Source organism: Streptomyces sp. YPW6, assembly GCF_018866325.1.
GTDB lineage: Bacteria > Actinomycetota > Actinomycetes > Streptomycetales > Streptomycetaceae > Streptomyces.
Window position 1 is genome coordinate 4,518,514 of record NZ_CP076457.1, and the last position, 23,990, is coordinate 4,542,503.

The window sequence follows — 23,990 nt, forward strand, 5'->3', positions numbered from 1 at the left end:
CGTGGCTCCCTCGCGGACCAGTTCGGCCTGGGCGGTCACGGTGGTGCGGCGGAACAGCTCGACCACGGAGGGCTGCACACCGGCGTGCCGTCCGAGTGCTTCCTGGAGCCGGATGATCAGCAGGGAGTGGCCCCCGAGGTCGAAGAAGTTCACATCGGCGGGGACGGTGGCGATCTCCAGCACCTCCGCCCACGCGGCGGAGACCTGGGCGACGGGGTCCGCCACCGGCGCCTTGCCTGCCGGGGCAGGTTCCCCGCCGGCCGGGCCGCCGGGCGCCGCCGGGCCGGGTTCGCCGCCGCGGCAGCGCGCCGCCGGGTCCGGGAGGGCCGCGAGGGCCGCGCGGTCCGCCTTGCCGTTGACCGTGAGGGGGAAGGAGTCCAGCGCCCGCAGCCGGGCCGGGACGGCCGCCTCCGGCAGCACCCGTGCCAGGCTCTCGCGTACGGCGGGGAGGGCGTCGGGCGCGTCCGTGACGACGAACCCGGTCAGCCGCGACCCTGCCGCGTCCACCACGGCCACCGCGTCCCGGATGCCCTGGCAGGATCGCAACGCGGCTTCCACCGCGCCGAGTTCGACGCGATGGCCGCGGATCTTGACCTGGTTGTCGCGGCGCCCGAGGAACTCCAGTCCGCCCGATGCGCTCCACCGCACCATGTCCCCGGTGCGGTACATCCGGGGGGACGCGCCGGACGCCGTGGCCTCGGCGAACGGGTCCGGGGTGAAGACGCGCGCGGTGGCCTCGGGGCGGTCGAAGTAGCCGCGGGCGACTCCGGCGCCGCCGATGTACAGCTCGCCCGTGGTGCCGCGCGGCACCGGACGGCCGGCCTCGTCCAGGACGTACAGCCGGACTCCGGGCACGGGACCGCCGATGTCGACCGGACCGGGCTCCTCGAACCGCCGGTAGCTGGACCATACGGTCGCCTCGGTCGGCCCGTACTCGTTGACGAGGGCGGTGCCGGAGCCGAAGGTCCGGAAGTGACGCCGGACCAGGGCCTCGGGCAGCGGCTCCCCGGCCGTGACGACCGTGGTGAGCGAGGCGAGGCGGGGGTGGCCGTCCTGTTCGGCGGCGGCGAGGAGCGCGTCGTACAGGGAGGGGACGCCCAGCAGATGCGTCACACCGTGGCGCTCGACGAGGCCGAGCAGGGCCCGGGGGTCGCGGTACTCGTCCGGTCCGGCGACGACCAGCAGCCCGCCCGCCGTCAGCGTGCCCCAGAGGCCGGCCACCGAGGAGTCGAAGGCGAGCGGGGAGAGCAGCAGGAAGACGGGCTCGCCGGGATAGACCTCGCGACGGGCCAGCGTGGACGCGGACAGCTGCTGGTGCTCGACGACGACGCCCTTGGGCGCACCGGTGGATCCGGAGGTGTAGATGAGGTACGCCGCGTCCTGCGGGGCGGCCGGTGCGGGAGGCATGACGTCCCCGTGGTCGCGCACGTCCGCGCCGTCGACACGCAGCACCCGGGGGGAGTCCCGGGGCACCCGGTGCGCGGTGTCCCCGGTCACCAGGACGGCGGCGACACGGGCGTCGGCGAGGACCGCGGCGATCCGCTCGTCCGGGTTCGCCGGATCGACCGGGACGTAGGCGGCCCCGGCGCGCATCGCGCCGAGCGCCGCGGCGACCATCGCCGTCGAGCGGTCGGCGAGGATGCCGACGCGCTCCCCGGCGGTGATCCCGGCGCTCGCCAGCCGGGCGGCGATCCGCCCGGCCCAGGCGTCGAGTTCGCCCCGGCCGATGCGGTCCTCGCCGCAGACGACGGCGGCGCGGCCGGGGGCGGCGGCGGCGAGCGCGGCCACCTGGGCGGGCACGGCCGTGCGGCCGGTCTCCGGCAACGGGGCCCCGGTCCCGAGGTCGAGCGGAGCCCGCCGGTCGGTCGTGGCGAGGGCCTCGTCGGTTCCCTGCCGGAACTCCTCGTTGCGGCCCCCGGCCGGGGGCCGTCCGTGGTCTGCGGCGGACGGCGATGACATCTGAACTCCTTGGGTGACGGTCGGGACGCGGGGCGGCGGGGTCAGTCGGCCAGCGTCATCGTGAGATGGATGCGCTCGGTGCCGCCCGCGTTGTAGGCGGAGTGGTGGCGCAGGGTGTTGAGGATGTGGATGCGGCCGTCGGTGGGCACGTGGTAGGTGTGGCCGCTGCGGAAGAGCAGCCGGCTGTCCTCGTTGGTCGTGATCGACACATGGGCGACCCGGGAGTGGTCGGTGTGCATGTGGTAGATCTCGCCCGGGTTCAGCGTGACCAGCCGCATCCGGCCCGCACGGAAGGGGAGTTGGCGGTACAGCTCGTAGAAGTAGGTGTCCTTCAGCGCTTCGTTGAAGAACGCGAACTCCCGCTCCTCGAAGTTCTTCTCGCCGGTCTGCTGGTTGAACTGGCCGGTGCCCGCGTCGCGCCACGGGTCCTCGGCCCCGGCGCGGTGGGTCAGGCCCAGTCGCCGCAGCCGGTCCTCGGGCTTGCCCGACGGCGCGTCCGGGAGGCGGTCGAGGTACTGCGCGTAGGCCCTGACGATCTCGTCGTGGTCGAGCCGGACGGAGTCGACGATCTCGACCAGGTCGGTGTCGACGGTGCTGAGGGTGGGCGTGGCCATGGTGATCTCCGAGTTCTCCGGGCGGTGGTCGCCCGGACGGTGGTGGAAGGCCCGGGAGGCCGGGGGAGGGACGAGGGGCGGGGCGGGAAGGGCGGCGGGCGCGCCGGGGCGCGGTGCGTCGCCGGGTCAGGCGGAGCTGACCTCGTACGTCCTGGGCAGCGGTGACGTGCGGACCGCCCAGGCGACGAGCGGCCGGCTGACGAGGCCGACGAGGAGGAACAGCGCGCCCAGCAGGAACCAGCCGGGCCGGCCCATGCTGAGGGCGAGGAGCCCCAGCAGGGCGGGGGCCAGGGCCTCCGCGACGCCGCTGCCGAGTCCGAAGACTCCGGAGTACTGGCCCTGCGCGTGCGGGGCGGCGAGTCCGAAGGAGTACTCCATGGCTGCGGCGGCGTGCCACAGCTCCCCGAGCGTGTAGACGGCCGTGGCCGCGACGAGGAGGGCCGCCGCGACCCAGGTGGAGACGGATCCGGCCGCCATCATCAGCAGCAGCCCGGCGGCCACGGCGAGGCCCGCCCAGCGCATCCGGGTGCCCGCGGAGGCGGGGTCGGAGACGTTCTTGCTGACCGCGACCTGGAGCGTGATGACGAGCACGGTGTTGAGCACCAGCACCCCGGAGACCATCCAGCGGGGCGCGTCGGTGTGCTCGACGATCCACAGCGGCAGGAGGAACGTGGGCACCGCGAAGTGCAGGGACATCAGGCAGTTGAGGACGGTCGCCGCCAGGTAGGGGCGGTCCCGCAGGGCGTCCCAGCGGCCGCTCAGCGGCGGTACGGGGATGCGCGGCGGGCGGGGGAGCCGCAGCAGGGCCAGCGCGCAGCCCGCGAAGGCCAGCGCGCGTCCGCCGACCAGGCTGAGGTAGGCGGGTGCGGTGTCGAGCTGGATGGCCACGCCCGCGCCGAGCGCGCCGAGCGAGATGCCGAGGTTGGTGGCGGCCCGCAGGTAGGCGCGGAAGCGGGCGGGGTCCTCGCCGCCGAAGGCGCGGATCAGGGGCGCCCGGCTGGATTTGTCGGCGGCGAAGACCACCCCGGTGAGGACCGAGATGAGGACGAACGACCAGAAGGCGTCGACCAGCAGGAAGCAGCCCATGAAGACCGTGCCCGCGGACATGACCCCGATCTGGGTCTCCCGGGCGCCCCAGCGGTCGGCGATCCGGCCGCCGAGGATGCCCGCGACCAGGCCGACCATCGCCCCGGCGAACAGCCCGAACGCGACCTGGGACATCGGCAGGTGCACGACCCGGGTGAAGTAGAGGGCGCTGGAGGACATGAACATGCCGCTGCCGAGGGCGTTCACGAAGGTCGCTCCGGCCAGGACGCGCCGGGGGCCCCGGTCGGGCAGGAGACGGGCGATCGGCCCGGGACGGCCGGCGGGTGCTTCCGCCGGCGGTTTCGCGGTCAGTGCCACAGCGGGTCCCGGAAGTCGGCGTCGGGGCGGGTCTCGCGTCCCCAGGCCCGTAGTTCGCGGCCGGTGACGTTCTGCGGGGCGACGACCAGACGGGCGTCGAACCAGGCGCGCACCTCGTCGAACCGGGCGGCCAGCTCGTCCTCGTCGGCGGCCGACACCAGGACCTGGCCCATCCGGTGGTTGGTGTTGTCGATGTCCCCGAGGAAGGTGCCGCCCGCCGGGAACTCCACCCGGGCGAACTCGACGCCCGGCAGCTCGCACAGCTCTGCCGGGGTGGGGCAGGAGAACAGCGTCCCGGCCCGGCCCTTGAGGTAGGTGGTGCCGAACAGGCCCTGATGGTGGTCGACTTCGGCGCGGGGTTCTTCGCCCAGCGCGCTGAACAGGGCGACTTCGCCGAGGTGCACGCCGAACTTCGCCCGGACCTGCTCGTGCAGCAGTGCGCCGCCGCGCCGGGCCGCGCACTCGCTGAAGGTGAGGCGGCCGGTCCCGGGGTCGTGGAAGAGTTCCATGTGGAAGACGCCGTCCCGCAGTCCGAGCGCCTCCAGACAGCGGCGGACCACCGGTTCGGCCCGGTCGTAGGCCCAGGTCTCGGACTTGGGGTCGAAGTGCCGCATCCACAGCGGCGTCTGCTCGTCGATCATGGTGAGGCAGGGAGCGCCGTACCGGCCGACGGCCAGGAAGCGCAGTTCGCCTTCGTACAGGTAGCCGTCGGCGATCCACTCCTCGCCGCCGACGTACTCCTCCAGGACGAAGGTGCGCTGCGCGGTGCGGTCGGTGCGGTAGCGGCGGCTCAGCGCGGCGAGGGCTTCGGGGCTCTCGACGACGGCGGTCCGCGCGGTCGCCGCGCCTGCCACCGGCTTGAGCACGGCCTTCTCGTACACCCACGGGACGCCGGAGACGTCGTGCACGTCGTCGACGACGGTGACGCGGGCGGTGGGCACCCCGGCCTCGGAGACCTTCCGCTTCTGGAGGGACTTGTCGCGGAAGTGGACGGCGGTCGCCGGATCGAGGGCGCGGCAGCCCAGGTGGGCGGCGAGGACGCCCGCCGTCACCAGGCCCCATTCGTCGGAGGTGTGGACGGCGTCGAACCGGTGCTCGCCGAGTCCGGCCCGGTGCAGGGCCATCAGGATGGCCTCCGGGCTGTTCTGGTCGTCGACGAAGAGCCGGTCGAGCTGCGGCGGAATCTCGGCGAGGCCGTGGTCGTAACCGCCGGGTCCCTGGACGACGACCGCCGGGATGCCGTGGCGTACGCAGGCCTGCATCACGTACTTGTCGGTGCCCAGCAGCAGGATGCGGGGGCCCGCGTCGGCCACGCGGTAGACAGCGTCCTTGAGGTCCTGGATACGGGCGTGGTCCGCGCGGATCGTCGCGAGGTCGGGGGCGGTCAGGAAGATCCGCAGCGGGCTGGTGAGCAGGTCGGCCGTGGGGCTGATCCGCTTGCCCGGCGTGAGTTTGACGCCGACCAGGTGGACGCTGGGCAGGGCCGCGATACGGTCGACGGCCTCCTGGTCCACGGACTCCACGACGCCGTCGCGGTCCGTCCGGGTGCTGTGGACGGCGGCCGCGGCGCGCGGGGAGTAGACGCGGCCCGCGTAGCGGCGCGTGAACTCCTCTGGGCGGGCGTGGGCGAGGGCGGTGAGGTCCGCCTGGTTCGTGCCGAGGCACCGGTCGTGGAAGCCGGGGTTCATGTTGCCGTTGAGCCGGGCGCCGATCTCGACGAGGGCCGGGCCCTCGGGGGTCATGATGACCTCGGCGTGGGCGGGGCCGAGGCGGATGCCGAGGGCCTCCAGCACCGTGTCCACGTAGGCGATCAGCTCGGGGACCGGGTCGGCGTCCGGCGCGAGGAGCACGTCGAGGTCGTAGATGTTCTTGCCACCGGGCAGGATCCGCTTCTCGTACTCCCAGACCCCGCACACGTAGCGCTCGCCGTCGACGCTGACGGTGTCGACGATGTACTCGGTGCCGTCCAGGAACGACTGGGCGAGGGCCTCGGTGTTGGGCCGGTCGAAGATGTCCGTGGAGCCGATCACCGCGCGGGCCGCGGCCAGCACCTCGGCCCGGTCGTGGCAGCGGTAGACGTGGTCCGTGGAGGCCGAGCTGAGGGGCTTGACGACGACGGGGTACGAGCCGTTGTGCTCGGCCCAGTCGGCGAGGGCCTGCGGATCGTCGCTCTTGCACTGGTCGGCGCAGCGCACCCCGGCCCGGCGCAGTGCCTCGATCATCTCGTACTTGTCGCGGCGGGCGGTGGACAGCGCGGTGCCGTTGCCGGGCAGCCCCAGGCGTTCGCCCAGCGCGTCGGCGAGCGGGACTCCGGGTTCCTGGCCGGCGAGGACGGCCACCGGAGCGAGCCGGGCCAGGGCCTCGGCCGTCCGCTCGAAGGCGTCGGGAGGGCAGGTGAGGCCCGTCCGGTAGGCGCCGAGGTCCGGCTGGAGCATCGTCGTCATGGGCTCGGCGGTGCTGTGGACGTGCACCACGTCGATGCCGAGGCGGGCGAAGGCCGGGGGCAGGAAGGTACCGGTCGAGTACCCGTCCACGATCACCGCGGTCCTGCCCGCCTGAGCGGGGGGCGAGTCGGAAGCCATCGAATCCATCACTCTCTGTGCGGGGGCGGGCATGGGGCGTTCGGTCACACGGTGGGCGGAACGGGCCAGCCGATGTCGCCGTCCGCGAGGGCGCGCGCGTCCGTGCCCGGAGTCGGTGCGGGCCAGCCGATGTCGGTCGCGACGACGGACCCGGCGGGCGGAACCGGCCGGTGGAGGTCCGACGTCACCCCGGCCGCGACGGCGAACAGGGCCACGAAGGCGAAGACGCCGGCGGTGATACGGATCCGGGTGACACGCAGGAAGGACTGCACAAGGACTCCTAGGCGGAAGCGAAAGAACCAGGTGCGGCGCGCAGTGGGCAGCGCCGCTTGCCGAGGAAGCTAGTCCAGCGGTCACTGGCTTGGCAAGATATTGCCAGAAGCTTGGCAATCATCCTCGGCCGTTGAGGCGCACAATCCCCGCCAACTCCGTCTACATCTGGGGCAAGAATTTGCCCGCCCCACCCGACTCTGGCTAGCCTCGTCATCAATCACCGGACCAAGGCGCGCATGCGGGCACCCCCCTTCCGCTTCCCCCCTCCCGGTGCGACCTTTGGGGTTGATCACGTGTTGGAACAGCCTTACTTCGGGCGGCGACTGAAGCAGCTGCGGAGTGAGCAGGGCCTGTCCCAGGCCGCGCTCGCCGGCGATGGCATGTCCACCGGCTATGTGTCCCGGCTGGAGTCCGGCGCACGGCAGCCGACCGCGCGCGCCGTGCAGCACCTGGCCTCCCGGCTGGGCATCGGCGTCGCGGCCTTCGAGGAGGAGGGCCCCGCCGACTCGCTGGCGCAGGCCTTGGCCATCGCCGCTTCGGCCACGTCCGAGACGGCCATCGAGGCGCTGGAGCGCGCGCTGTACCCGGGTGAGGGGCAGGACCCCCTGCTGCGCTGGCAGGGCCTCTGGCTCGTGGCGCAGGGGCGGCGGCAGCACGGAGACCACGCCAGGGAGCGGGTCGTCCTGGAGGAGCTCGTCGCGCTCGGTGACGAACTCGGCCTGCCGGCGCTGCGGGCCCGCGGTCTCACCCAGCTCGCGCGCTGCCTGCGCGCCTGCGGGGAGATCGTCCCCGCCGTCGAGGCGGCCACGACGGCCCACGGGCTGGCCCGCGAGCACGATCTTCCGGTGCCGGACGTGGCGGCCGGCCTGCTGGCCCTGGTGTCGGCCGAGTCCGAGGCGGGCCGGCTGGCCGAGGCCCGGGCCCACGCCGACGAGCTGACGGCGCTGAACGTGCCGAGGTCGGAACCGCTGGGGGCGGAGGCCCTGTGGACGGCGGCCGCCGTGCGGGTGCGCCAGGGAGACCTCGACGCCGCGCAGAAGCTGCTGGGGGAGGCGCTCGACGGCTTCGCCGGAGCGGAGAACCTGACGCTCTGGACCCGGCTGCGGGTGGCGGCGGCCCGGCTGCACCTGCAGAAGTCCCCGCCGGAGCTGGATGCTTCGGAGCGGTACACCGAGCAGGCCGAGACGGGCATGGTCTTCGTCGGGATTCCCGCGCTGGAGCAGGAGGTCAGCTTCATCAAGGCCGAGATCGCCTTCCAGCGTGGGCGGTTCGCCGACGCGCGCGTCCTGCTGGACCAGGTGCGGGCGACCGAACCGCGCATGACCTACCGCAACCGGGTGCGTCTGGAGATCCTCGACAGCCGGCTGCTGGTCATCGAGGGCCGGGAGCAGGAAGGGCTGGAGCGGATGCGGGCGCTGGCGGAGGAGGCCCAGGCGGCCTCCAGTATCGATCTCGCCGCCGACATCTGGCGCCTGCTGGCCGAGACGCTGGCCGCCGCCCGCGCCGGATCCTAGGGCCCCGCGGCCCGCGCTGCATACGGGGGCGCGCCGGGTCCCGGGGCCCGGCGTCGAACGGCCGCCCGCCCCGGGCCGCCGGCCGCCACGCCCGGCCGGCACGCTCGCCGTGGCCCGCCCGGCGGTTCCCGGTGTGCGCCCCGTGGGGCGTACGGGGGCGGCCGGACTCAGCCCAGGTGCCGTCCGCGCGCCAGCGCCACGGCCGCGGGCAGCAGGAAACCTCCGCACCCCAGGACCATTCCGGTCCAGCCCCAGCGCGCGTACAGCGCCGCGCCGGTGAGTGAACCCACCGCGCCGCCCGTGAAACTCGCCAGCATGAACAGCGTGTTGAGTCGCGCGCGGACCTGCTCGCCCAGCCGGAACACCCGCACCTGATTGGCGACCTGCGAGGAACTGGTCCCGTACACCAGCAGGTTCGTGCCGATGACGAGCGCGGTCAGCGACTCGCCGCCCACCCCCATGACCAGGAACGCGGCGCCGACGCAGAGCAGGGCCACCGTGTTGACGTACCGGGGCCCGCGCCGGTCGCTCAGCCGGCCCGCCGTGTAGGAGAGCAGCGCCGCGGGCAGGCCGAACAGGCCGAACAGCCCCGCCCACGCCACCCCCCGGTCGAACGGCGGCCCGGCCAGGTGGAAGGCGAGCGTCGCCCAGAAGGCGCTGAAGGCGGCGAAGACGGTCGCTCCCAGGAACGCGGAGAACCGCAGCCCGGGATGGGTGCGGACCAGCCGGGGCAGCGATCCGATCAGCTGCCGGTACGGCACCGAGCGGCCGTTGCCGTGCGCCGGAAGCAGCCGCGGCAGGACGAACACGAGGCCGCCGGTGAGCGCCGCCGCGACCAGATAGGCGCTGCGCCAGTCGCCGCTCAGCCCGGCGACCGCCCCGGAGAGGGTGCGCGACAGCGTCGAGCCCAGGGTGATCCCGATGCCGATCACCCCCACGGCGCGCCCGCTGTGGCCGGGCCCGGCCAGGGAGGCGGCCGTCGGCACGAGGATCTGCGGCAGCACGGTCGTGGTGGACAGGGCGAGCGTGGCGACGGCCAGGGTGGCCAGGTTGGGCGCGGCCGCCGCGACCAGCAGTCCGCCCGTCGTCAGCAGCAGCAGTGCCGTCGTGAGCCGTCGCAGCCGGGCCACGTCGGCGAGCGGCACCACCAGGGCGATGCCCAGTGCGTACCCGACCTGTGCGGCGGTGGCGATCAGGCTCGCGGCCGACCCGGAGACGTCCAGTCCGGAGGCGACGGCGTCCAGCAGGGGCTGCGGGAAGTAGATGTTGGCGACCGTGAGCGCGCTCGCGGTCGCGAGCGCCAGCGCGGCGGGTCGCCCCAGTCCGGAACGTGACGGTGCGGCGGGCTGTGCTGCGGACGGTGCGGCGGAGGTCATGGCCTCTCCTCCCGGGGCTGGCGCTGCGAATGATGCCTGAGACATTGCCATTGATGTCAACCGTGTGGCAATGTTTTGCCAACCCCCGCGACCCACCCTGGCCGAAACCGGCTGTGGATGACCCCTGAGCGCAAGGTGAAGAACATGAGGAGCCCCGGATCACGCCCTGTGGCGGTGCTGGTTGATGCGTACACCACGGGTAATCATTTGCCTCCGGCTTTTGCCAAGCTGGGCGTGGACGTGGTGCACGTCCAGAGCAGCCCCGAGCTGATGACCTCGATGAGACTGCCCGATCTCACCGCATACCGGGCGGTCGTGCCGTACGGCACCCCGGCCGAAACCGCCGCGCGTCTGGCGGAATTCGCCCCGATCTGCGTGGTCGCCGGACAGGAACCGGGCGTACCGCTTGCCGACGAACTCTCCGAACTGCTCGCGTTGCCAGGAAACGGAACAGCTCAGTCCGTCGCCCGCCGGGACAAGTACGAGATGATCGAGGCGCTGCGCCGGGCGGGCGTCCGCTGTGCCGAGCAGTTCAAGAGCGACGACGCCGAGGAGCTCGTCGCCTGGGCCGAGGGCCGTGGCGCCTATCCCGTCGTCGTCAAACCGATGTCGTCCGCCGCCAGTGACGGCGTCGCCATCTGCAACGGTCCCGAGGAGGTCCGCAAGGCGGCCGAAGCCGTCCTCGGCACCGTCAACATCTTCCACGAGCGCAACGACGAAGTCCTGATCCAGTCCTTCCTCCAGGGGGAGGAGTACATGGTCGACTTCGTCTCGTACGGCGGGGAGCGGCACGCCTGCGGCATCTGGCAGTACCACAAGCGGCTCAAGGGCACCCACCGCATCTACGACCGCGACTCCATCACCCCGCCGGACTCCGGCCCGGGTCCCGCGATCATCGCGTACATGCACGAGGCGCTCGACGCCCTGGGCATCCAGTACGGCCCCACCCACGCCGAGGTCATCGTCACCCCTGAGGGCCCCACCCTGGTCGAGGTCGGGGCGCGGCTCAGCGGCGGACTGCTGCCCGCCTTCCACGACATCTGCCTCGGCGGAAACCAGGCCGACGTCACCGCGCTCGCCTACGCCCGGCCGCAGGAGTTCCTCGACCGGTACGCCGGCGGGACGTACCGCAAACTGACCCACGCCACGTGGATCCTCGCCGCCACCGACCTCGACGGGATCGTCGAGTCGATCGACGCCGACGTCGTCGCGGAGATCGAGGCCCTGCCCACGGTCCACACGTTCGTTCCCAAGCTCGCCCCCGGCAAGCGCATCCGCCCGACCGTCGACCTGTACACCGCCACCTTCGCCGTGCACCTGTGCGACGCGTCGGCCGAGGCCGTGGAGCGGGACTACGCCCGCATCCAGGAGCTCAAGGACCGCGTCTACCGCCTGCGCGACGTCTCGGGGGCCGCCGCATGAGCGCAGCGCCCCCTCCCCGCGAACTGCTGCTCATCGGCGGCGGCGGGGAGATGACCCTCAGCGTCGACGTCGCCGTCCAGGCGGTGGAGCAGGCGCGCGCCCGCGGCCTGCGCACCCATGTCACCAACCGGGCCGACACCCTCGCCGCCACCCCGGCCGTCACCGCCGCCGCCGACGCGGCGACCGCGGTCGACTTCGCCCGCCCCGGCGACACCGCCGACTGGGCGGCCGGGCGCGCCGCCGAGGGGGAGCGCCCGGCCCTCGTCTTCGGCGTGCGGGAGATGGCCCAGGAGGCGGTCGCCGCCACCGCGGACGCCCTGGGGCTGCCCGGGAATCCGCCCGCCGCCGTCCGCCGGATCCGCACCAAGGACGCCTGCCGGGCGGCGCTGGCCGCCGCCGGGTTCCGCCAGCCCGCGGTGCGGGTGTGCCGGGACGCGTCCGAGGCCCGCGCCTTCCTCGCCGCCACGGCGGGCCCCTGGGTGGTCAAACCGCGTGACGGCGCGGACAGCGCGGGCGTCCGCAAGGTGACCGGACCGGACGATCTGCCGGCCGCGCTCGCCGGGCTGCCCGACCGCGAAGCACCGTTCCTCGTCGAGGAGTTCGTCGAGGGCGGGGAGTTCAGCGTCGAGGGCGTCTTCGTCGGCGGCAGCCCGCGCGTGCTCGCGGTCACGGCCAAGGAGAAGCTGCCGCCGCCGTACTTCGTCGAGATCGGGCACGTCCTGCCCGCCGACATCTCCGAGGAGACCCGCCGGAGCGTCGAGGAGACCGTCACCGCCGCGCTCACCGCCCTGGAACTGCGCTTCGGCCTGTTCCACGTCGAGCTGTGGCTCACCGCCGAGGGCATCGTCCTCGGGGAGGTGCACGTCCGGATCGGCGGCGGCTGGATCCACCGGATGCTGCCCCACGTCCGGCCCGGTCTGGAGCTGTACGGGACCGTCTACGACGACGCACTCGGCCTCTCCGTCGACCTCCCCGCCACCCTGCCCGCCCCCGAACGGGCCGCCGCCGCACGCTACTTCGCGCCGCCCGAGGGCCGGGTCACCGCCGTCACCGGCTGGGACGCGGTCCGCACGCACCCGGCCGTCCTCCACGCCGAACTGCGCGTCGGCCCCGGCGACGTCGTCCCCGGCTTCCGCAGCGGTGGCGACCGGGTGGGCGCGGTGGTCGTCGGCGCGGCGACCCCGGCCGAGGCACGGGAACTCGCCCGCGAGCTGGTCGCGTCGGTCCGCTTCACGGTGGAGCCGGTGGAGACCGTTGAGCCGGTGGGCGCGGTGGGCGTGGATGCGGCGCCCGGCGTTCCCGGCAGGCCCGAGGTGTGCGTCGATCTCGAACCCCGGCCGCTCACCAGCTCGTTCCGTATCTCCCACATGACGATCGAGACGGTCGACCACCTCCGGCTGCGGCTCGTGCAGGCCGGCCGGACCGTCGGCGAGGGCGAGATCACCGCCGACAGCGGTTACGGCCAGGACGGCCCGGCCATCGCCGCCGAGGCGGAGGTGCTCGCCCGTACGCTGGCCGCGACCTGCGACGACGCCCACCACCGGGCGGACGGGTCCGACCCGGTCGCGCCGTTGCGCGCCGGGCTGGAGAAGGCGGCGGCCGACGGGGTCGGCGCACCCGCCCGGATGCTCGTGGAGATGGCCTTCCTGGACCGCGCCGCCCGTCGGGCCGGCGTGCCGGTGTGGCGGCTGCTCGGGCTGCCGGAGCCGGGGCGCGTCCGGCTCCTGCACACCGTGCCGATCGGGGAGGACATCCCCCTCGACGGCCGCCCGCTCAAGATCAAGCTGGGTGGCGCCGACGACGAACGGATTCTTCGCTCACTGCTCGGCGTCCCGGCGCCGCTGATCCTCGACGCCAACCGGGGCTGGGACCGGCAGGACTGGGAGCGGCTGCGCCCCCTGCTCGCCGAACTGGCCCCCGCCGTCCTGGAGGACCCGGTGCGCGATCCGGCGCTGCTGCCCGCGATCCGCGCCGCACTGCCCGGCACCGCCGTCGTCCTCGACGAGGGGATCGCCACCGCCGACGACGCGTCGTTCGCCGTCGGCACGGCAGGCGGCCTCAACGTCAAACTGATGCGCTTCGGCGGCATCCTTCCCGCGCTCGACGCCCTCACGGACGCCACCGAGCGGGGCGCGGCCCGGATGCTGGGCTGCTTCCTGGAGCCGCCCCGGGCCATCGCGTACGCCGCCCAGCTCGCGGGCCTGTGCGACTGGTCCGATCTGGACGGCCACTTCTGGGTCAGCGACGACCGCCCCGTCCCCTCCTACGGGCTGGACAGCTCCGCCCCGGGCATCCCCCGGATCGCGTACACCCCGGAGCCCGCACGCGGGGAGGCGCTGGCGATATGAGCGGCACGAAAGCTGTCCTGCCGTACGGGAGTTGGCCCTCCCCGATCACAGCCGACGACGCCGCGCGGGGCGACGCCCTGCTGGAGTGGGCCGGCTTCCTCGGCGACGACGTCTGCTGGACCGAGGTGCTCCCCGAGGAGGACGGCCGCAGCGGTCTGATGCGCCGGACCGCCGACGGCGTCGAGGAGGTGCTGCCGCCCGGCTGGGACGTCCGCACCCGGGTCATCGAGTACGGCGGCCGGCCCTGGCTGGCTCTGTCCGGCCGGGCGGCGGACGGGCTGGTCTTCACACACGGCCCCGACCAGCGTCTCCACCGCTGGCGGCCCGGCTCCGAACCGGTACCGCTGAGCCCTCCGGGCGCCTGGCCCGGCGAGCTCAGGTACGCGGACTTCGCCGTCCACGGCGACGAGGTCTGGTGCCTGCGCGAGACCGTGGCGGACGACACCGCCCGCAGCGCCGTGCGCCACCTGGTGGCGGTCCCGCTGGACGGCAGCGCGGCCGAGGACCCCTCCCGGGTCCGTGAACTGGCCGCCACCCACCACTTCATGACCGGACCACGCATCGAACCCGGCGGCGGCCGGGTGGCCTGGCTCGGCTGGGACCACCCCGACATGCCCTGGGACTCCACCCGGCTGATGGTCGCCGCGGTCCTCCCCGACGGCACGCTCGGCCCTCCGTCGGTCCGCATGGGCGGCGAGGGCGAAGCGGTGACCCAGGCGGACTGGGCCACCGACGGCTCGGGCACGCTGTACGCGGTCAGCGACCCGGACGGCTGGTGGAACGTCCACGCCGTCGACCGGGACGGCGGGACCCGGTCGCTCTGCCCCCGCCCGGAGGAGTTCGGCGAGGCGCTGTGGCGGATCGGCCTGCGCTGGTGTCTCCCGCTGCTGGACGGCACGCTCGCGGTGATCCACGGCGTGGGCGAGCGCCGTCTCGGCATCCTCGGGGCGGACGGGGCCCTCACCGACTTCGCCGACCCCGCCACCGAATGGCACTTCGCCGCGACCGACGGCCGCCGGATCGCCGCCGTCGCCTCCTCGCCCGGCCGCCGGCGCACGGTCGTGCTGGCCGACCCGGCCGACGGCAGCGTGAGGACCGTCCGGGCCCCGTCGGCGGAGGCCGGCTCCCGGCCGCCGACGCGCCTGCCCCGGCCGCCTGGATGCCCGCCGCGGCCGCCGACGCGCCGGCTCCGGACGCCCGGATGCCCGCCGCGGGTGCCGAGGCGCCCGCCCCGTCGGCGGAGAGCGTGCCCTCCGACGCCTACGCCACCACCCCGTTCCGGCGCACCTACCGGGCCGACGACGGCGAACCCGTCCACGTCCACGTGTACCCGCCCCACCACCCGGCGGTCACCGGTCCCGCCGACGAACTCCCGCCCTGTCTGGTCCTCGCGCACGGTGGGCCCACCAGCCGCTCCCACCTGGTGCTCAACCAGGAGATCTCGTACTTCACCAGCCGGGGCATCGGCGTGGTGGACGTCCAGTACGGCGGCTCCACCGGCTACGGCCGGGCCTACCGCGAACGGCTCCGGCACCGCTGGGGCCGGACCGACGTCCAGGACTGCGCCACCGCCGCACGCGGACTGATCGCCGAGGGCCTGGCCGACCCGGACCGCATCGCGATCCGCGGCGGCAGCGCGGGCGGCTGGACCGCCGTGGCGTCCATCGCCGCCGAACCCGGCCTCTACCGGGCCGCCGCCGTCTACTACCCGGTGCTCGACCCGGTGAGCTGGCGTGAGGAGACCCACGACTTCGAATCCCGCTACCTCGACGGCCTGATCGGCCCCTGGCCGGACACCGCCGACCGGTACGCGCGCCAGTCGCCGCTGCGCGAGGCCGACCGCATCCGCACCCCCTTCGTACTCCTCCAGGGCCTCGACGACACCGTCTGCCCGCCCGCCCAGGCGGAACGCCTGCTCCGGCGGATCGACCCCGACACGGTCCCGTACCGCTTCCTGACCTTCGAGGGTGAGGGGCACGGCTTCCGCCGCTCCGCGACCGTCGCCGCCTCGCTGCGGGCGGAACTGCGCCTGTACGCCGATGCGCTGGGCTTCACCCCCGCCTCCTCCTGAGGTCCCGCACCACCGTTCCTCCCGGGTTTCCCCAACCCTCCTGACTTCCCCGAACGTCTCGCCCTTTCCGTACCGAACGGAGGCTTCGTCATGTCCACTTTCGAGCAGCTGAACTTCGACCGGCTCGCCCCGGACATCCGCAAGGAGCTGCGTCATCTGCGGACCCTGGACAACCACCACGCACCGCTCGCGATCCTCTTCGAATACGCGCTGATCGCCGTGTGTGTGGTGCTCTGCACCCAGGTCTCGTACGCGTTCTATCCGCTGGCCCTGCTCGTCATCGGTTCCGTACAGCGCTTCCTGGCCCACTTCCTGCACGAGTCCAGCCACAAGGTGTTCGCCCGGAACAGGACGCTGAACCTGGTCGGCGGCACCCTGCTCTCGGGCTACCTCGTCGGGCACCTGTACGGGCCCTACCGCAGCTCCCATGTCGGCAACCACCACCGCAATCTCGGGGACGCGGTCAACGACCCGGACTACAGCTTCCACATCGAGTGCGGCCTCTACGACGCCGAACGCTCCGACCGCCACTTCTTCCTGAAGGAGGTCGTCGCCTCCGCGCTGGGCCTGCGCACCTTCACCTACCTCGGATACATCGCCCGCGAGCGGGTCTTCTGCGACAGCTCGCAGATCACCGTCTCGGTGCCCGTCCCGCTCCGTACCGAGCAGAAGACCTTCGTCGCCCAGTGGGCCGTGATCCTCGGCGTCTGCGCCTGGTTCGGTGTGCTGCCCGAACTGCTGCTGTTCTGGTTCGTCCCGCTGTTCACCACCAACGTGGCCATCGGCTGGCTCGCCGAGCTGTCCGAGCACTACCCGATGCCGGAGAGCGAGAACAAGCAGATCCTGCTGACCCGCAACCGGCACGGCGTCTTCCTGGAGCGCTTCTTCCTCAGCCGTCACAACGACCGCTACCACCTGGTCCACCACATGAACGCCGGCATCCCGTTCTGGAACCTGGGCCGCGCGCACCAGGTGCTGCTCGGCGATCCCGGCTACGCCGCCTGGGACGGCCTGTGGGCGGGCGCGTTCACCCGGCCGCGGGACCGCCGCGACAAGGAGACCGTGATCAGTTACGCCGCCACGTACCGCACCTGGAGACAGCGCGGCGGCGACCCGGCCGCCGCCGGACCCAGTTTCGCCCAGCTCATGGTGGCCGCCGCCAGGTCCGGCGCTCCCGACCCGGCCGCCCTCGTCCTCGCGCAGACCACCCCGCCGGCCGACGGCCCCGCCGACGGCACCGGCCCGATCGGCACCGGCGATCCCCTCGGCCGCATCGGCGAGAACGCCCACGACTCCTCCGGCGACGACACGAAGGCCAAGGTCCTCTCATGAACACGGCACTCTCCGAGCCCACGGCCGTCTCCCAGCGCGCGCTGCACGAGGCCGCCGGCCGCGGCCTGCGGCTGCTGGCCGCCGACCCCCGGTGCCGCAGCGCGTTCACCGCACCCGGGTCACTCCTCCAGGACCTCCTGTCGCCCGCCGCGCACCGGTACGTGCTCGCGGCCGACCGCGACGCCTTCCTCGACCACCTCGGCGTGCTGCGGGCCAAGTCGTACCGGACCGCGGTGGAGTTCGTCGGCGAGGAGGCCGCCGACCCCGACGAGGTCGAGCGGGTCGTGGGCGAGTACCTCGCGGTCCTCGCCCACGAACCGGTCCCCGAGCAGCTCGGCTTCGACCTCTCCAACGTCGGCCTCGCCCTCTCCCGGGAGCTCTGCACGGCCAACACCGCGCGGATCACCGCGGCCGCGGCGGCCCGGGGCAGCGAGGTCGTCCTCAGCATGGAACGGGCCCCCGCCGTCGACGACGTCCTCGCGACCTACCGTGAGCTCGCCGCCGATCACCCCAATCTCGGCGTCACCCTCCAGGCCTATCTGCACCGCACCGAGGCCGACCTCGACGCCGTACCGATCGCGGGCCGCCGGATCCGCCTGGTCAAGGGGGCCTTCGCCGCGCCCCCCGAGGTGGCCCTGGGGCGGGGCCCGGCCCTCGACGCCCGCTACCTCCGTCTCGCCGCCGCGCTGGTGGACCGGGGCGCCCGGCTCAGCCTGGCCACCCAGGATCCGGCGATCCTCGCAGCCGCCGCGACGAGCGGGCTGCTGGACCGCGTCGAGGAGATCGAGATGCTCCACGGCGTACGTCCCGAACTGCTGCGCTCCTACCGCGAGTCGGGCCACGCCTGCCGCATCTACGCCACCTACGGCGAGAACTGGTGGCTGCACCTGCTGCACCGCCTCGCCGAGCACCCCCCGATGGTGCTCACCGCCCTGGCCGACATCGCCGGACGCGATGGTGCGGAGGGCCGCACGGCCGGCGCCGGCTACTGAGGCCCGTCCGACCGGATCTCCCGCCCCCGACCACGTCACCGAAACCAACGGAGCGAGCGCACAGCATGATTCACCTGAACACCGCCGGAGCGGGTCTCGTCCCCGCCGAGGTACGGCGGACCATGGCCGAGGTCCTCGACCGGGAGGCGGCCGCCGGCTGCTACGAGACCGAGAGCTTCTACGACGGCGTCGTCAACGACGAGGTCTACCGCCGCCTCGCCCGGATCCTCGACGCCCCGGTCGCCGACGTCGCCCTGTTCGACAGCGCCACCCGCGCCTGGTGCGCCGTCGTGCCCCGGCTGAACCTCGGGGCGGGCGACCGGATCTGGGTCACGCCCTACGAGTACGCGGGCAACCTCATCTCCCTGTTCGAGCTGCGCGACCGGACCGGTTGCACGATCGAGGTCGTCCCCCTCCTGCCGAGCGGCGACCTCGACCTCGACTGGATGGCCGCCCACATCGACGACGACGTCGCCCTCGTCTCCGTGACGCACATCCCGTCCGGCTGCGGCATCGTCAACCCGGTCGAGGAGATCGGCCGGCTGCTCGCCCCCCACCGCTGCTTCTACGCCGTCGACGCCTGCCAGTCGATCGGCCAGGTGCCCGTCAGCGCGGCCCGGATCGGCTGCCAGCTGCTCACCGGGGCGGGCCGCAAGTTCCTGCGCGGCCCGCGCGGCACGGCCTTCGCCTACGTCGCGCCCGAACTGCGCGCCGCCCTCCTGCCGGGCTTCCACGACCTGCACGTGGCGCACGTCGACTCGGCCACGGGCTACCGGATCGACGACCGCAGCGCGCGGTCCCTGGAACTGGCCGAGCGCAGCACCGCCGCCGTGGCCGGGCTCAACACGGCGCTGACCCTCTTCGAGGAGGGCACCCCGTTCGACCACAAGGACGTGTTCGGGGCCCTGCGGGCCGCGGTGGCCGACGCCCCGGGCGTCGAACTCGTCGCTCCGGGCACGCAGCAGTCCGGCATCCTCACGTTCCGCCACGCGGACGTGGAGGCGGCGACGGTGATGTCCCGCCTCGCCGAGCAGCGGATCAACGTCTGGAAGATCGTCGGTCACCACACCCCGATCTACCTGGCGGACCGGGGAGTGGACACGGCGGTGCGGGTCTCGGCCCACTACTACAACACCCTGGAGGAGATGGACCTCTTCGGACGCGCCCTGCGTGAGGTGCTGGGGGCGGGGGCATGAGCGCGGCCACGGCGGCGACCCCGCAGGAGGCGCTGCGCGGGGGCCCGCACGCCACCTCGGACGAGGGCCCGCACGAGGCGTTGCGCGATGGCCCGCAGGCGATCCCGTGCGAGGGCCCGCACGAGGCGCTGCACGATGGCTCGCACGAGACGCTGCACGGAGCCGTCGCGCGGTGGGCGGCCCGGACCCCGGCTGCCACCGCGGTCGTGCACGGCGCGCACCGGCTGAGCTACGCCGAGCTTGACCGGGCAGCCGGCGAGCGGGCCGCCTCGCTGGCGCGCCGGGGCGTCGTCGCCGGCGACCTCGTCCCCGTACTGCTGCCCCGGGGCGCGGAGCTGATCGTCTCGGTCCTGGCCGTCCTGAAGCTGGGCGCGGCCTATGCCCTGCTCGACCCCGCCTGGCCGGACGGGCGGATCCGGGAGGTCACCGACCGCCTCGGCGCGCGGCTGATCGTCACGGCGGACCCGGAGTGCGCGCGGTCCGGCCTGCCGGTCTGGTCACCGGCCGGGGCCGCAGCCGAGGCCCCGGCCACGGTGCCGGTCCCGGCCGGCCGTGCGGCTTCCTGCCACCCGTCGGCCGCGGTCGCCGGCGAGGTACCGCTTCACCCGCCCGGCCCGGCCGGCGGCGAGGTCTCCTCCGACGCGCCGGCCTGTGTCTTCTTCACCTCCGGGACGACCGGCCGCCCGAAGGGGGTGCTGAGCCCGCACCGGGCCACCGCCCGCCTGGTGCGCCCGGACACCTTCGCCCGCTTCGGCCCCGACACCGTGATCCCGCTGGCGGCGGCGCTGCCGTGGGACGCGTTCTCGCTGGAGCTGTGGGCCGCCCTGCTCAGCGGTGGCACCTCCCTCGTCGTCGACGAGCCGTATCTGTCCGGCCAGGCGCTGCGTGAGGTGGTCGCCGTCCACGGGGCCGACACGGTCTGGCTCACCAGCAGTCTGCTCAACATGGTCGTGGACGAGGACCCGGACGCCTTCCTCGGGCTGGCCCAGGTGATCACCGGCGGCGAACGGCTCTCCGTCCCCCACGTGCGCGCCTTCGTCCGGCGTCACCCCGGGATCGCCCTGATCAACGGGTACGGACCGGTCGAGAGCACCGTCTTCGCCACCACGCACCGCATCACGGAGGCGGACTGCGACCTGCCCGGCGGCATCCCCGTCGGCCGCCCGGTCCCCGGCACCCGTATCCACGTCATCGACGGCGAGATCTGCGTGGCGGGCGACGGACTCGCCCTGCGCTACCTCGGCGAACCGGAGCTCACCGAGGCCAAGTTCCCCCGGGTGCGGGTCGACGGCGAGGACGTACGGGTCTACCGCACGGGCGACCTCGGACGGCTGGACGAGAACGGTGTGCTGCACTACCGGGGGCGTGCGGACCGCCAGGTGAAGGTGCGCGGTCACCGCGTCGAACCGGCCGAGGTCGAACGCCGCATCCAGGAGCTGCTGCCCGCGGTCCGCGACTGCCGGGTGGTGGCCCACCGCAACGCCGCGGGCAACACCGAGGGCCTGGTGGCGTTCTGCGTGCCCGAGCGGCCGGGGGACCCGCTGAGCGGGGCCGCCGCGACGCTGGCGGCGGAACTGGTCGCCTACCAGCGGCCGGACGCCGTGCTGGCGGTGGCCGGGTTCCCGCTGACCGCCCAGGGCAAGCTGGACGAACGGGCGCTGCTGGACCTGTGGGCCCCGGAGACGGCCGACGGCGCGAGGCGGCCGACGGTCGCGACCGCCGCGCCCCTCGCGACCGCCGCCGGATCCTCGGCCGGGACGCCGACCGCACCGCTGCCCGGGACCCCGGGCGGAACGTCGGCCGGGACACCGACCGTTCCGCTGCCCGGGACCCCGGAGGGAACGTCGACCGGGACCCCGGCCGTGGCCGCCCAGACCGCCGCCGATACGACGTCCTGCGCCAGGACGTCGTCCGACGCGGTGGCGGGGACCGCGCCCGCGTCGTCGTCCGGCACCGAGCCCGTGTCGTCGCGCGACGGGGGAGCGGTGCACGGCGTGCACGACGGACCGCCGTCATGCGTCCTGCGCACCGCAGCCGTCTTCGCGGCCGTCCTCGGCCTGCCCGACGTCCCGCTCGACATCCCCTTCACGGACCTCGGAGGCTCGTCCCTGGCCGCCGGCCGCGTCTGCGCGCGCCTGGCGGCGGAACTGGAGCGTCCCGTACCCGTGTCGCGGCTGTACGAGCATCCGACCGCCCGGGGCCTGGGCCAGTGGCTCGCGAAGGATGTGCCCGTCCCACCGGCCCCGGTGGCCGCGGGGGACGACGTGCCGCTGACGCCCATGCAGACCGGCTACCTCACCAACCACCTCCTGCGCCCCGAGGACCGCTCCGCGCACTGCCTGGTGCTCTTCCGCATCGACGGGGACCTCGACCTCGACGCTCTCGACAGCGCCGTCGAGACCGTGCACGAGCGCCACGAGACGTTGCGGACGGCCTACGCGGCCGCCCCGCGTCCCGTGGCCCGTGTGACGGATCTCCCCGCCCCGGTCCTGGAGGTCCTGGAGCCGGAACCGGACGCGGACCGTGCGGTCGGGACCCTCCGCGCGACCCTGGGCGCGCCCCTCGGCCTCGACGAGGGCGAGGTGTGGCGGACCGCGCTGGTCCCGCTGGAGCCCGGCCGGTCCTGGGTGTTCGGCTGCGTGGTCCACCACATCGCGTTCGACGGGTGGTCGGAGTCGGTGCTCGCCGCAGACCTGGCGGCGGCCTACAACGCCGCCCGGTCCGCCGCCGACGGCACGGCCCCCGCGCCGTCCCCGCCCCCGGCGCTCTCCGTTGCCGCGAGCGCGCGCCTGCGGGCGGAACGCCTGGCCCACGCCGATCCGGAGCACCACCGCGCCACGCTGCTCGACGCCTTGGCGAACGTACCGGAACTGACCTGGCCGGACCGCCCGGACCAGGGGCGCCTGCCCGATCAGGCGGGCCCGGCGGACCGGTCGGCCCTGGTGGACCGGCCGGATCTGGTGGCCCCGGTGGACCGGCCGGACCGGCACGACCCGGTGGCCCCGGCGGGCCCGGTGGCCCCGGCTGAGGTCGATCCGGCGGACCCGGCCCGCCCGCCGGGTGGGCCCGCCCCGTCCGTCCTCCGTACGGAGCGCCTGCTGGAGCCGGACGCGGCAGCGCGTCTGGACGCGGCCGCCGCCCGCGCCGGTGTCACGCGGTACGCCGTTCTGCTGGCCTGCTACGGGCAGGTGCTGGCCGAGCTCACGGGGCAGCGGGACTTCGCGGTCGGCGTCCCGGTGGCCCAGCGCTTCGACCCCCGCCTCGACGACGCGGTCGGCTGCCACATCGAGATGGCGTGCCTGCGGCTGCGCGGCGCGGTCCTCGACGGCGGGCCGGCGGCCGTCGCCGAAGCGGGCCGCGTTCTCGACCGGGCGTTCGCCGCCCAGGACGTGTCCTTCCACGAGCTGGTGCGGCTGCTCAACCCGCCGCGCACCGGGCGGCCCCCGCTCTTCCAGACCCTGCTGGTGCTCCAGGACAACGCGATCCCGCGTCTGCCCCTGACCGGTCTCGGGACCACACTGCTGCGCCCGCCCTATCTGGACATCCCGCTGGAGGTCCAGACCGAGTTCTGGCCGCTGCCCGACGGCCGGCTCCGGCTCGCCGTCAACCACCGCCCCGACGCGGTCGGGCGCGCCACCGCCCACGAGCTGGCCGAGCGGCTCGCCGGCCTCGTCCACACCCTGCCGTCGCACGAAGGAGACCCGTCATGAACGTCCTCGCCCCCGAGGGGGTCAGCCTCGTCGACCCCGAGCTGTACGCGACCGGCGACCCGCACCCCGTCTGGCGGTGGATGCGCGACCACGACCCGGTCCGCCGCCACGAGGCCGGGGAGTACCCGGCGTTCTGGTCGGTCACCCGGTACGAGGACGTCCGCACCGTCTACCAGGACGCCAAGGTGTTCAGCTCGGCCCAGGGCATCCTGCTGCGCCCCCGGTCGCACGGCCGGGACCCGGGCGGCGGCCGCACCCTCGCCCTCACCGACCCGCCCCGGCACAAGGCCCTGCGGTCGCTGGTCGCCGACTGGTTCACCACCCGTTCGGTGCGGGCCCTGGAGGACGCGATGCGCGGGGCGGTGCGCCAGGTGGTGACGCGCGCGGCCGGGCTGGGCACGTGCGACTTCGTCACCGATGTCGCGGCGCGGCTGCCGCTCTATGTGATCTGCCGGCTGATGGGGGTGCCGGACCACGAGCAGGAGATGCTCTTCGCCCTCACCAGCAGGGCGTTCGGGGCGGGCGAGCCGGAGGCCCGCAGCGGCGCGCACCAGGAGATCATGGCGTACTTCGTCGAGCTGATGTACCGGCGGATGGACCGGCCCGAGGACGATCTGGTCAGCGCCCTGGTCAACGGCGAGGTCGACGGGGAACTGCTCACCGAGGAGGACATCCTCCTGAACTGCGACAACCTCCTGGTCGGCGGCACCGAGAACGTCCGTCTGGCGGTGGCCGGCGGGATGAAGACCTTCCTCGACCGTCCGGACGCCTGGGAGCGGCTGCGCGCGGACCGGGGGCTGATGCCGACGGCGGTGGAGGAGGTGCTGCGCTGGACCTCCAGCGCGACCCACATCATGCGGACGGTGACCGAACCGGTGATGCTGCGGGACCGTCCCCTGGAGGCGGGCGACCGCGTCGTGCTGTGGACCCCGTCGGCCAACCGGGACGAGCGGCACTTCGCGGACCCGGACCTCTTCGACATCGCCCGCCGCCCCAACCGTCATCTGGCACTGGGCGCGGGAACGCACTTCTGCCTCGGGGCGATGATGACCCGCACCGAGATGCGCATCCTGTTCACCGAACTGCTCGACTCGGTGCGCGCCATCGAACAGACGGGTCCGGCCGTGCCGTTGAGCTCGATCGTCGTGAACGGCCTGGAGAGCCTCCCGGTGAGGATCACGGCGAAGTGAACCTCTA

At 74.0% G+C, this 23,990-nt stretch carries 15 protein-coding genes and 1 pseudogene; 10 read left to right on the forward strand and 6 right to left on the reverse strand.

The features are described from left to right. Positions 1-78 precede the first annotated feature (78 nt). The 5 genes and pseudogenes from KME66_RS20000 to KME66_RS20020 all read right to left on the reverse strand — a co-directional run. Positions 79-1,959, reverse strand: a pseudogene (locus tag KME66_RS20000) (non-ribosomal peptide synthetase); the annotation flags it as partial. 41 nt (positions 1,960-2,000) lie between these two features. Beyond that, positions 2,001-2,573 carry a hypothetical protein gene (locus tag KME66_RS20005; protein ID WP_216324301.1) on the reverse strand — a complete coding sequence of 191 codons (573 nt, stop codon included), beginning with the start codon at positions 2,571-2,573 and terminating at the stop codon, positions 2,001-2,003. Between the two features lie 126 nt (positions 2,574-2,699). Next, the gene (locus tag KME66_RS20010; RefSeq protein WP_216324304.1) at positions 2,700-3,977 is read right to left on the reverse strand and encodes an MFS transporter; all 1,278 of its coding nucleotides are present in this window, start codon (positions 3,975-3,977) and stop codon (positions 2,700-2,702) included. Then, positions 3,968-6,559: an ATP-grasp domain-containing protein gene (locus KME66_RS20015; protein WP_216324306.1), complete on the reverse strand. Its 2,592-nt coding sequence runs from the start codon at positions 6,557-6,559 to the stop codon at positions 3,968-3,970. Before KME66_RS20015 ends, KME66_RS20010 begins: the two co-directional genes overlap by 10 nt. A gap of 44 nt (positions 6,560-6,603) precedes the next feature. Continuing rightward, positions 6,604-6,831 carry a hypothetical protein gene (locus KME66_RS20020; protein WP_216324308.1) on the reverse strand — a complete coding sequence of 76 codons (228 nt, stop codon included), beginning with the start codon at positions 6,829-6,831 and terminating at the stop codon, positions 6,604-6,606. A gap of 294 nt (positions 6,832-7,125) precedes the next feature. On the opposite strand from KME66_RS20020, the gene KME66_RS20025 reads away from it, so the two are divergent. After that, on the forward strand, positions 7,126-8,346 hold the full coding sequence (locus KME66_RS20025) for a helix-turn-helix domain-containing protein (RefSeq protein WP_216324310.1): 1,221 nt from the start codon (positions 7,126-7,128) through the stop codon (positions 8,344-8,346). A gap of 167 nt (positions 8,347-8,513) precedes the next feature. On the opposite strand, the gene KME66_RS20030 is transcribed toward KME66_RS20025, so the two are convergent. Next, positions 8,514-9,722, reverse strand: a complete 1,209-nt coding sequence (locus KME66_RS20030) for an MFS transporter (RefSeq protein ID WP_253208419.1) — start codon at positions 9,720-9,722, stop codon at positions 8,514-8,516. A gap of 144 nt (positions 9,723-9,866) precedes the next feature. Between KME66_RS20030 and KME66_RS20035 the strand changes: the two genes are divergently transcribed. The 9 genes from KME66_RS20035 (at position 9,867) to KME66_RS20070 (ending at position 23,983) form a co-directional block, all read left to right on the forward strand. After that, positions 9,867-11,144: an ATP-grasp domain-containing protein gene (locus KME66_RS20035; protein WP_216324314.1), complete on the forward strand. Its 1,278-nt coding sequence runs from the start codon at positions 9,867-9,869 to the stop codon at positions 11,142-11,144. Further along, positions 11,141-13,492 (forward strand): ATP-grasp domain-containing protein, encoded by a 2,352-nt coding sequence (locus KME66_RS20040; protein ID WP_216324316.1) that lies wholly within the window; start codon positions 11,141-11,143, stop codon positions 13,490-13,492. The genes KME66_RS20035 and KME66_RS20040 overlap by 4 nt, the downstream gene beginning before the upstream one ends. Continuing rightward, positions 13,489-15,078: a hypothetical protein gene (locus KME66_RS20045; RefSeq protein ID WP_253208420.1), complete on the forward strand. Its 1,590-nt coding sequence runs from the start codon at positions 13,489-13,491 to the stop codon at positions 15,076-15,078. The genes KME66_RS20040 and KME66_RS20045 overlap by 4 nt, the downstream gene beginning before the upstream one ends. Further along, positions 14,961-15,563: a prolyl oligopeptidase family serine peptidase gene (locus tag KME66_RS34045; protein ID WP_253208421.1), complete on the forward strand. Its 603-nt coding sequence runs from the start codon at positions 14,961-14,963 to the stop codon at positions 15,561-15,563. The genes KME66_RS20045 and KME66_RS34045 overlap by 118 nt, the downstream gene beginning before the upstream one ends. A 90-nt stretch (positions 15,564-15,653) precedes the next feature. Then, positions 15,654-16,895 carry a fatty acid desaturase family protein gene (locus KME66_RS20050; protein ID WP_216324319.1) on the forward strand — a complete coding sequence of 414 codons (1,242 nt, stop codon included), beginning with the start codon at positions 15,654-15,656 and terminating at the stop codon, positions 16,893-16,895. Then, positions 16,892-17,887: a proline dehydrogenase family protein gene (locus tag KME66_RS20055; protein ID WP_216324322.1), complete on the forward strand. Its 996-nt coding sequence runs from the start codon at positions 16,892-16,894 to the stop codon at positions 17,885-17,887. Before KME66_RS20050 ends, KME66_RS20055 begins: the two co-directional genes overlap by 4 nt. Positions 17,888-17,952: 65 nt before the next feature. Continuing rightward, entirely contained in the window at positions 17,953-19,083 is a 1,131-nt protein-coding gene (locus KME66_RS20060) for an aminotransferase class V-fold PLP-dependent enzyme (RefSeq protein WP_216324325.1), read from the forward strand. Next, on the forward strand, positions 19,080-22,793 hold the full coding sequence (locus KME66_RS20065) for an AMP-binding protein (RefSeq protein WP_216324327.1): 3,714 nt from the start codon (positions 19,080-19,082) through the stop codon (positions 22,791-22,793). The genes KME66_RS20060 and KME66_RS20065 overlap by 4 nt, the downstream gene beginning before the upstream one ends. Then, positions 22,790-23,983 (forward strand): cytochrome P450, encoded by a 1,194-nt coding sequence (locus KME66_RS20070; protein WP_216324330.1) that lies wholly within the window; start codon positions 22,790-22,792, stop codon positions 23,981-23,983. The genes KME66_RS20065 and KME66_RS20070 overlap by 4 nt, the downstream gene beginning before the upstream one ends. Positions 23,984-23,990 lie beyond the last annotated feature (7 nt).

What these genes read in the sequence shown, in the direction of transcription:
- KME66_RS20065 (WP_216324327.1), top strand. Translation starts at nt 19,080, where the DNA reads ATGAGCGCGGCCACGGCGGCGACCCCGCAGGAGGCGCTGCGCGGGGGC.
- KME66_RS20060 (WP_216324325.1), top strand. Translation starts at nt 17,953, where the DNA reads ATGATTCACCTGAACACCGCCGGAGCGGGTCTCGTCCCCGCCGAGGTA.
- KME66_RS20030 (WP_253208419.1), bottom strand. Translation starts at nt 9,722, where the DNA reads ATGACCTCCGCCGCACCGTCCGCAGCACAGCCCGCCGCACCGTCACGT.
- KME66_RS20045 (WP_253208420.1), top strand. Translation starts at nt 13,489, where the DNA reads ATGAGCGGCACGAAAGCTGTCCTGCCGTACGGGAGTTGGCCCTCCCCG.
- KME66_RS20070 (WP_216324330.1), top strand. Translation starts at nt 22,790, where the DNA reads ATGAACGTCCTCGCCCCCGAGGGGGTCAGCCTCGTCGACCCCGAGCTG.
- KME66_RS20055 (WP_216324322.1), top strand. Translation starts at nt 16,892, where the DNA reads ATGAACACGGCACTCTCCGAGCCCACGGCCGTCTCCCAGCGCGCGCTG.
- KME66_RS20015 (WP_216324306.1), bottom strand. Translation starts at nt 6,559, where the DNA reads ATGGCTTCCGACTCGCCCCCCGCTCAGGCGGGCAGGACCGCGGTGATC.
- KME66_RS20005 (WP_216324301.1), bottom strand. Translation starts at nt 2,573, where the DNA reads ATGGCCACGCCCACCCTCAGCACCGTCGACACCGACCTGGTCGAGATC.
- KME66_RS20050 (WP_216324319.1), top strand. Translation starts at nt 15,654, where the DNA reads ATGTCCACTTTCGAGCAGCTGAACTTCGACCGGCTCGCCCCGGACATC.
- KME66_RS20035 (WP_216324314.1), top strand. Translation starts at nt 9,867, where the DNA reads ATGAGGAGCCCCGGATCACGCCCTGTGGCGGTGCTGGTTGATGCGTAC.
- KME66_RS20040 (WP_216324316.1), top strand. Translation starts at nt 11,141, where the DNA reads ATGAGCGCAGCGCCCCCTCCCCGCGAACTGCTGCTCATCGGCGGCGGC.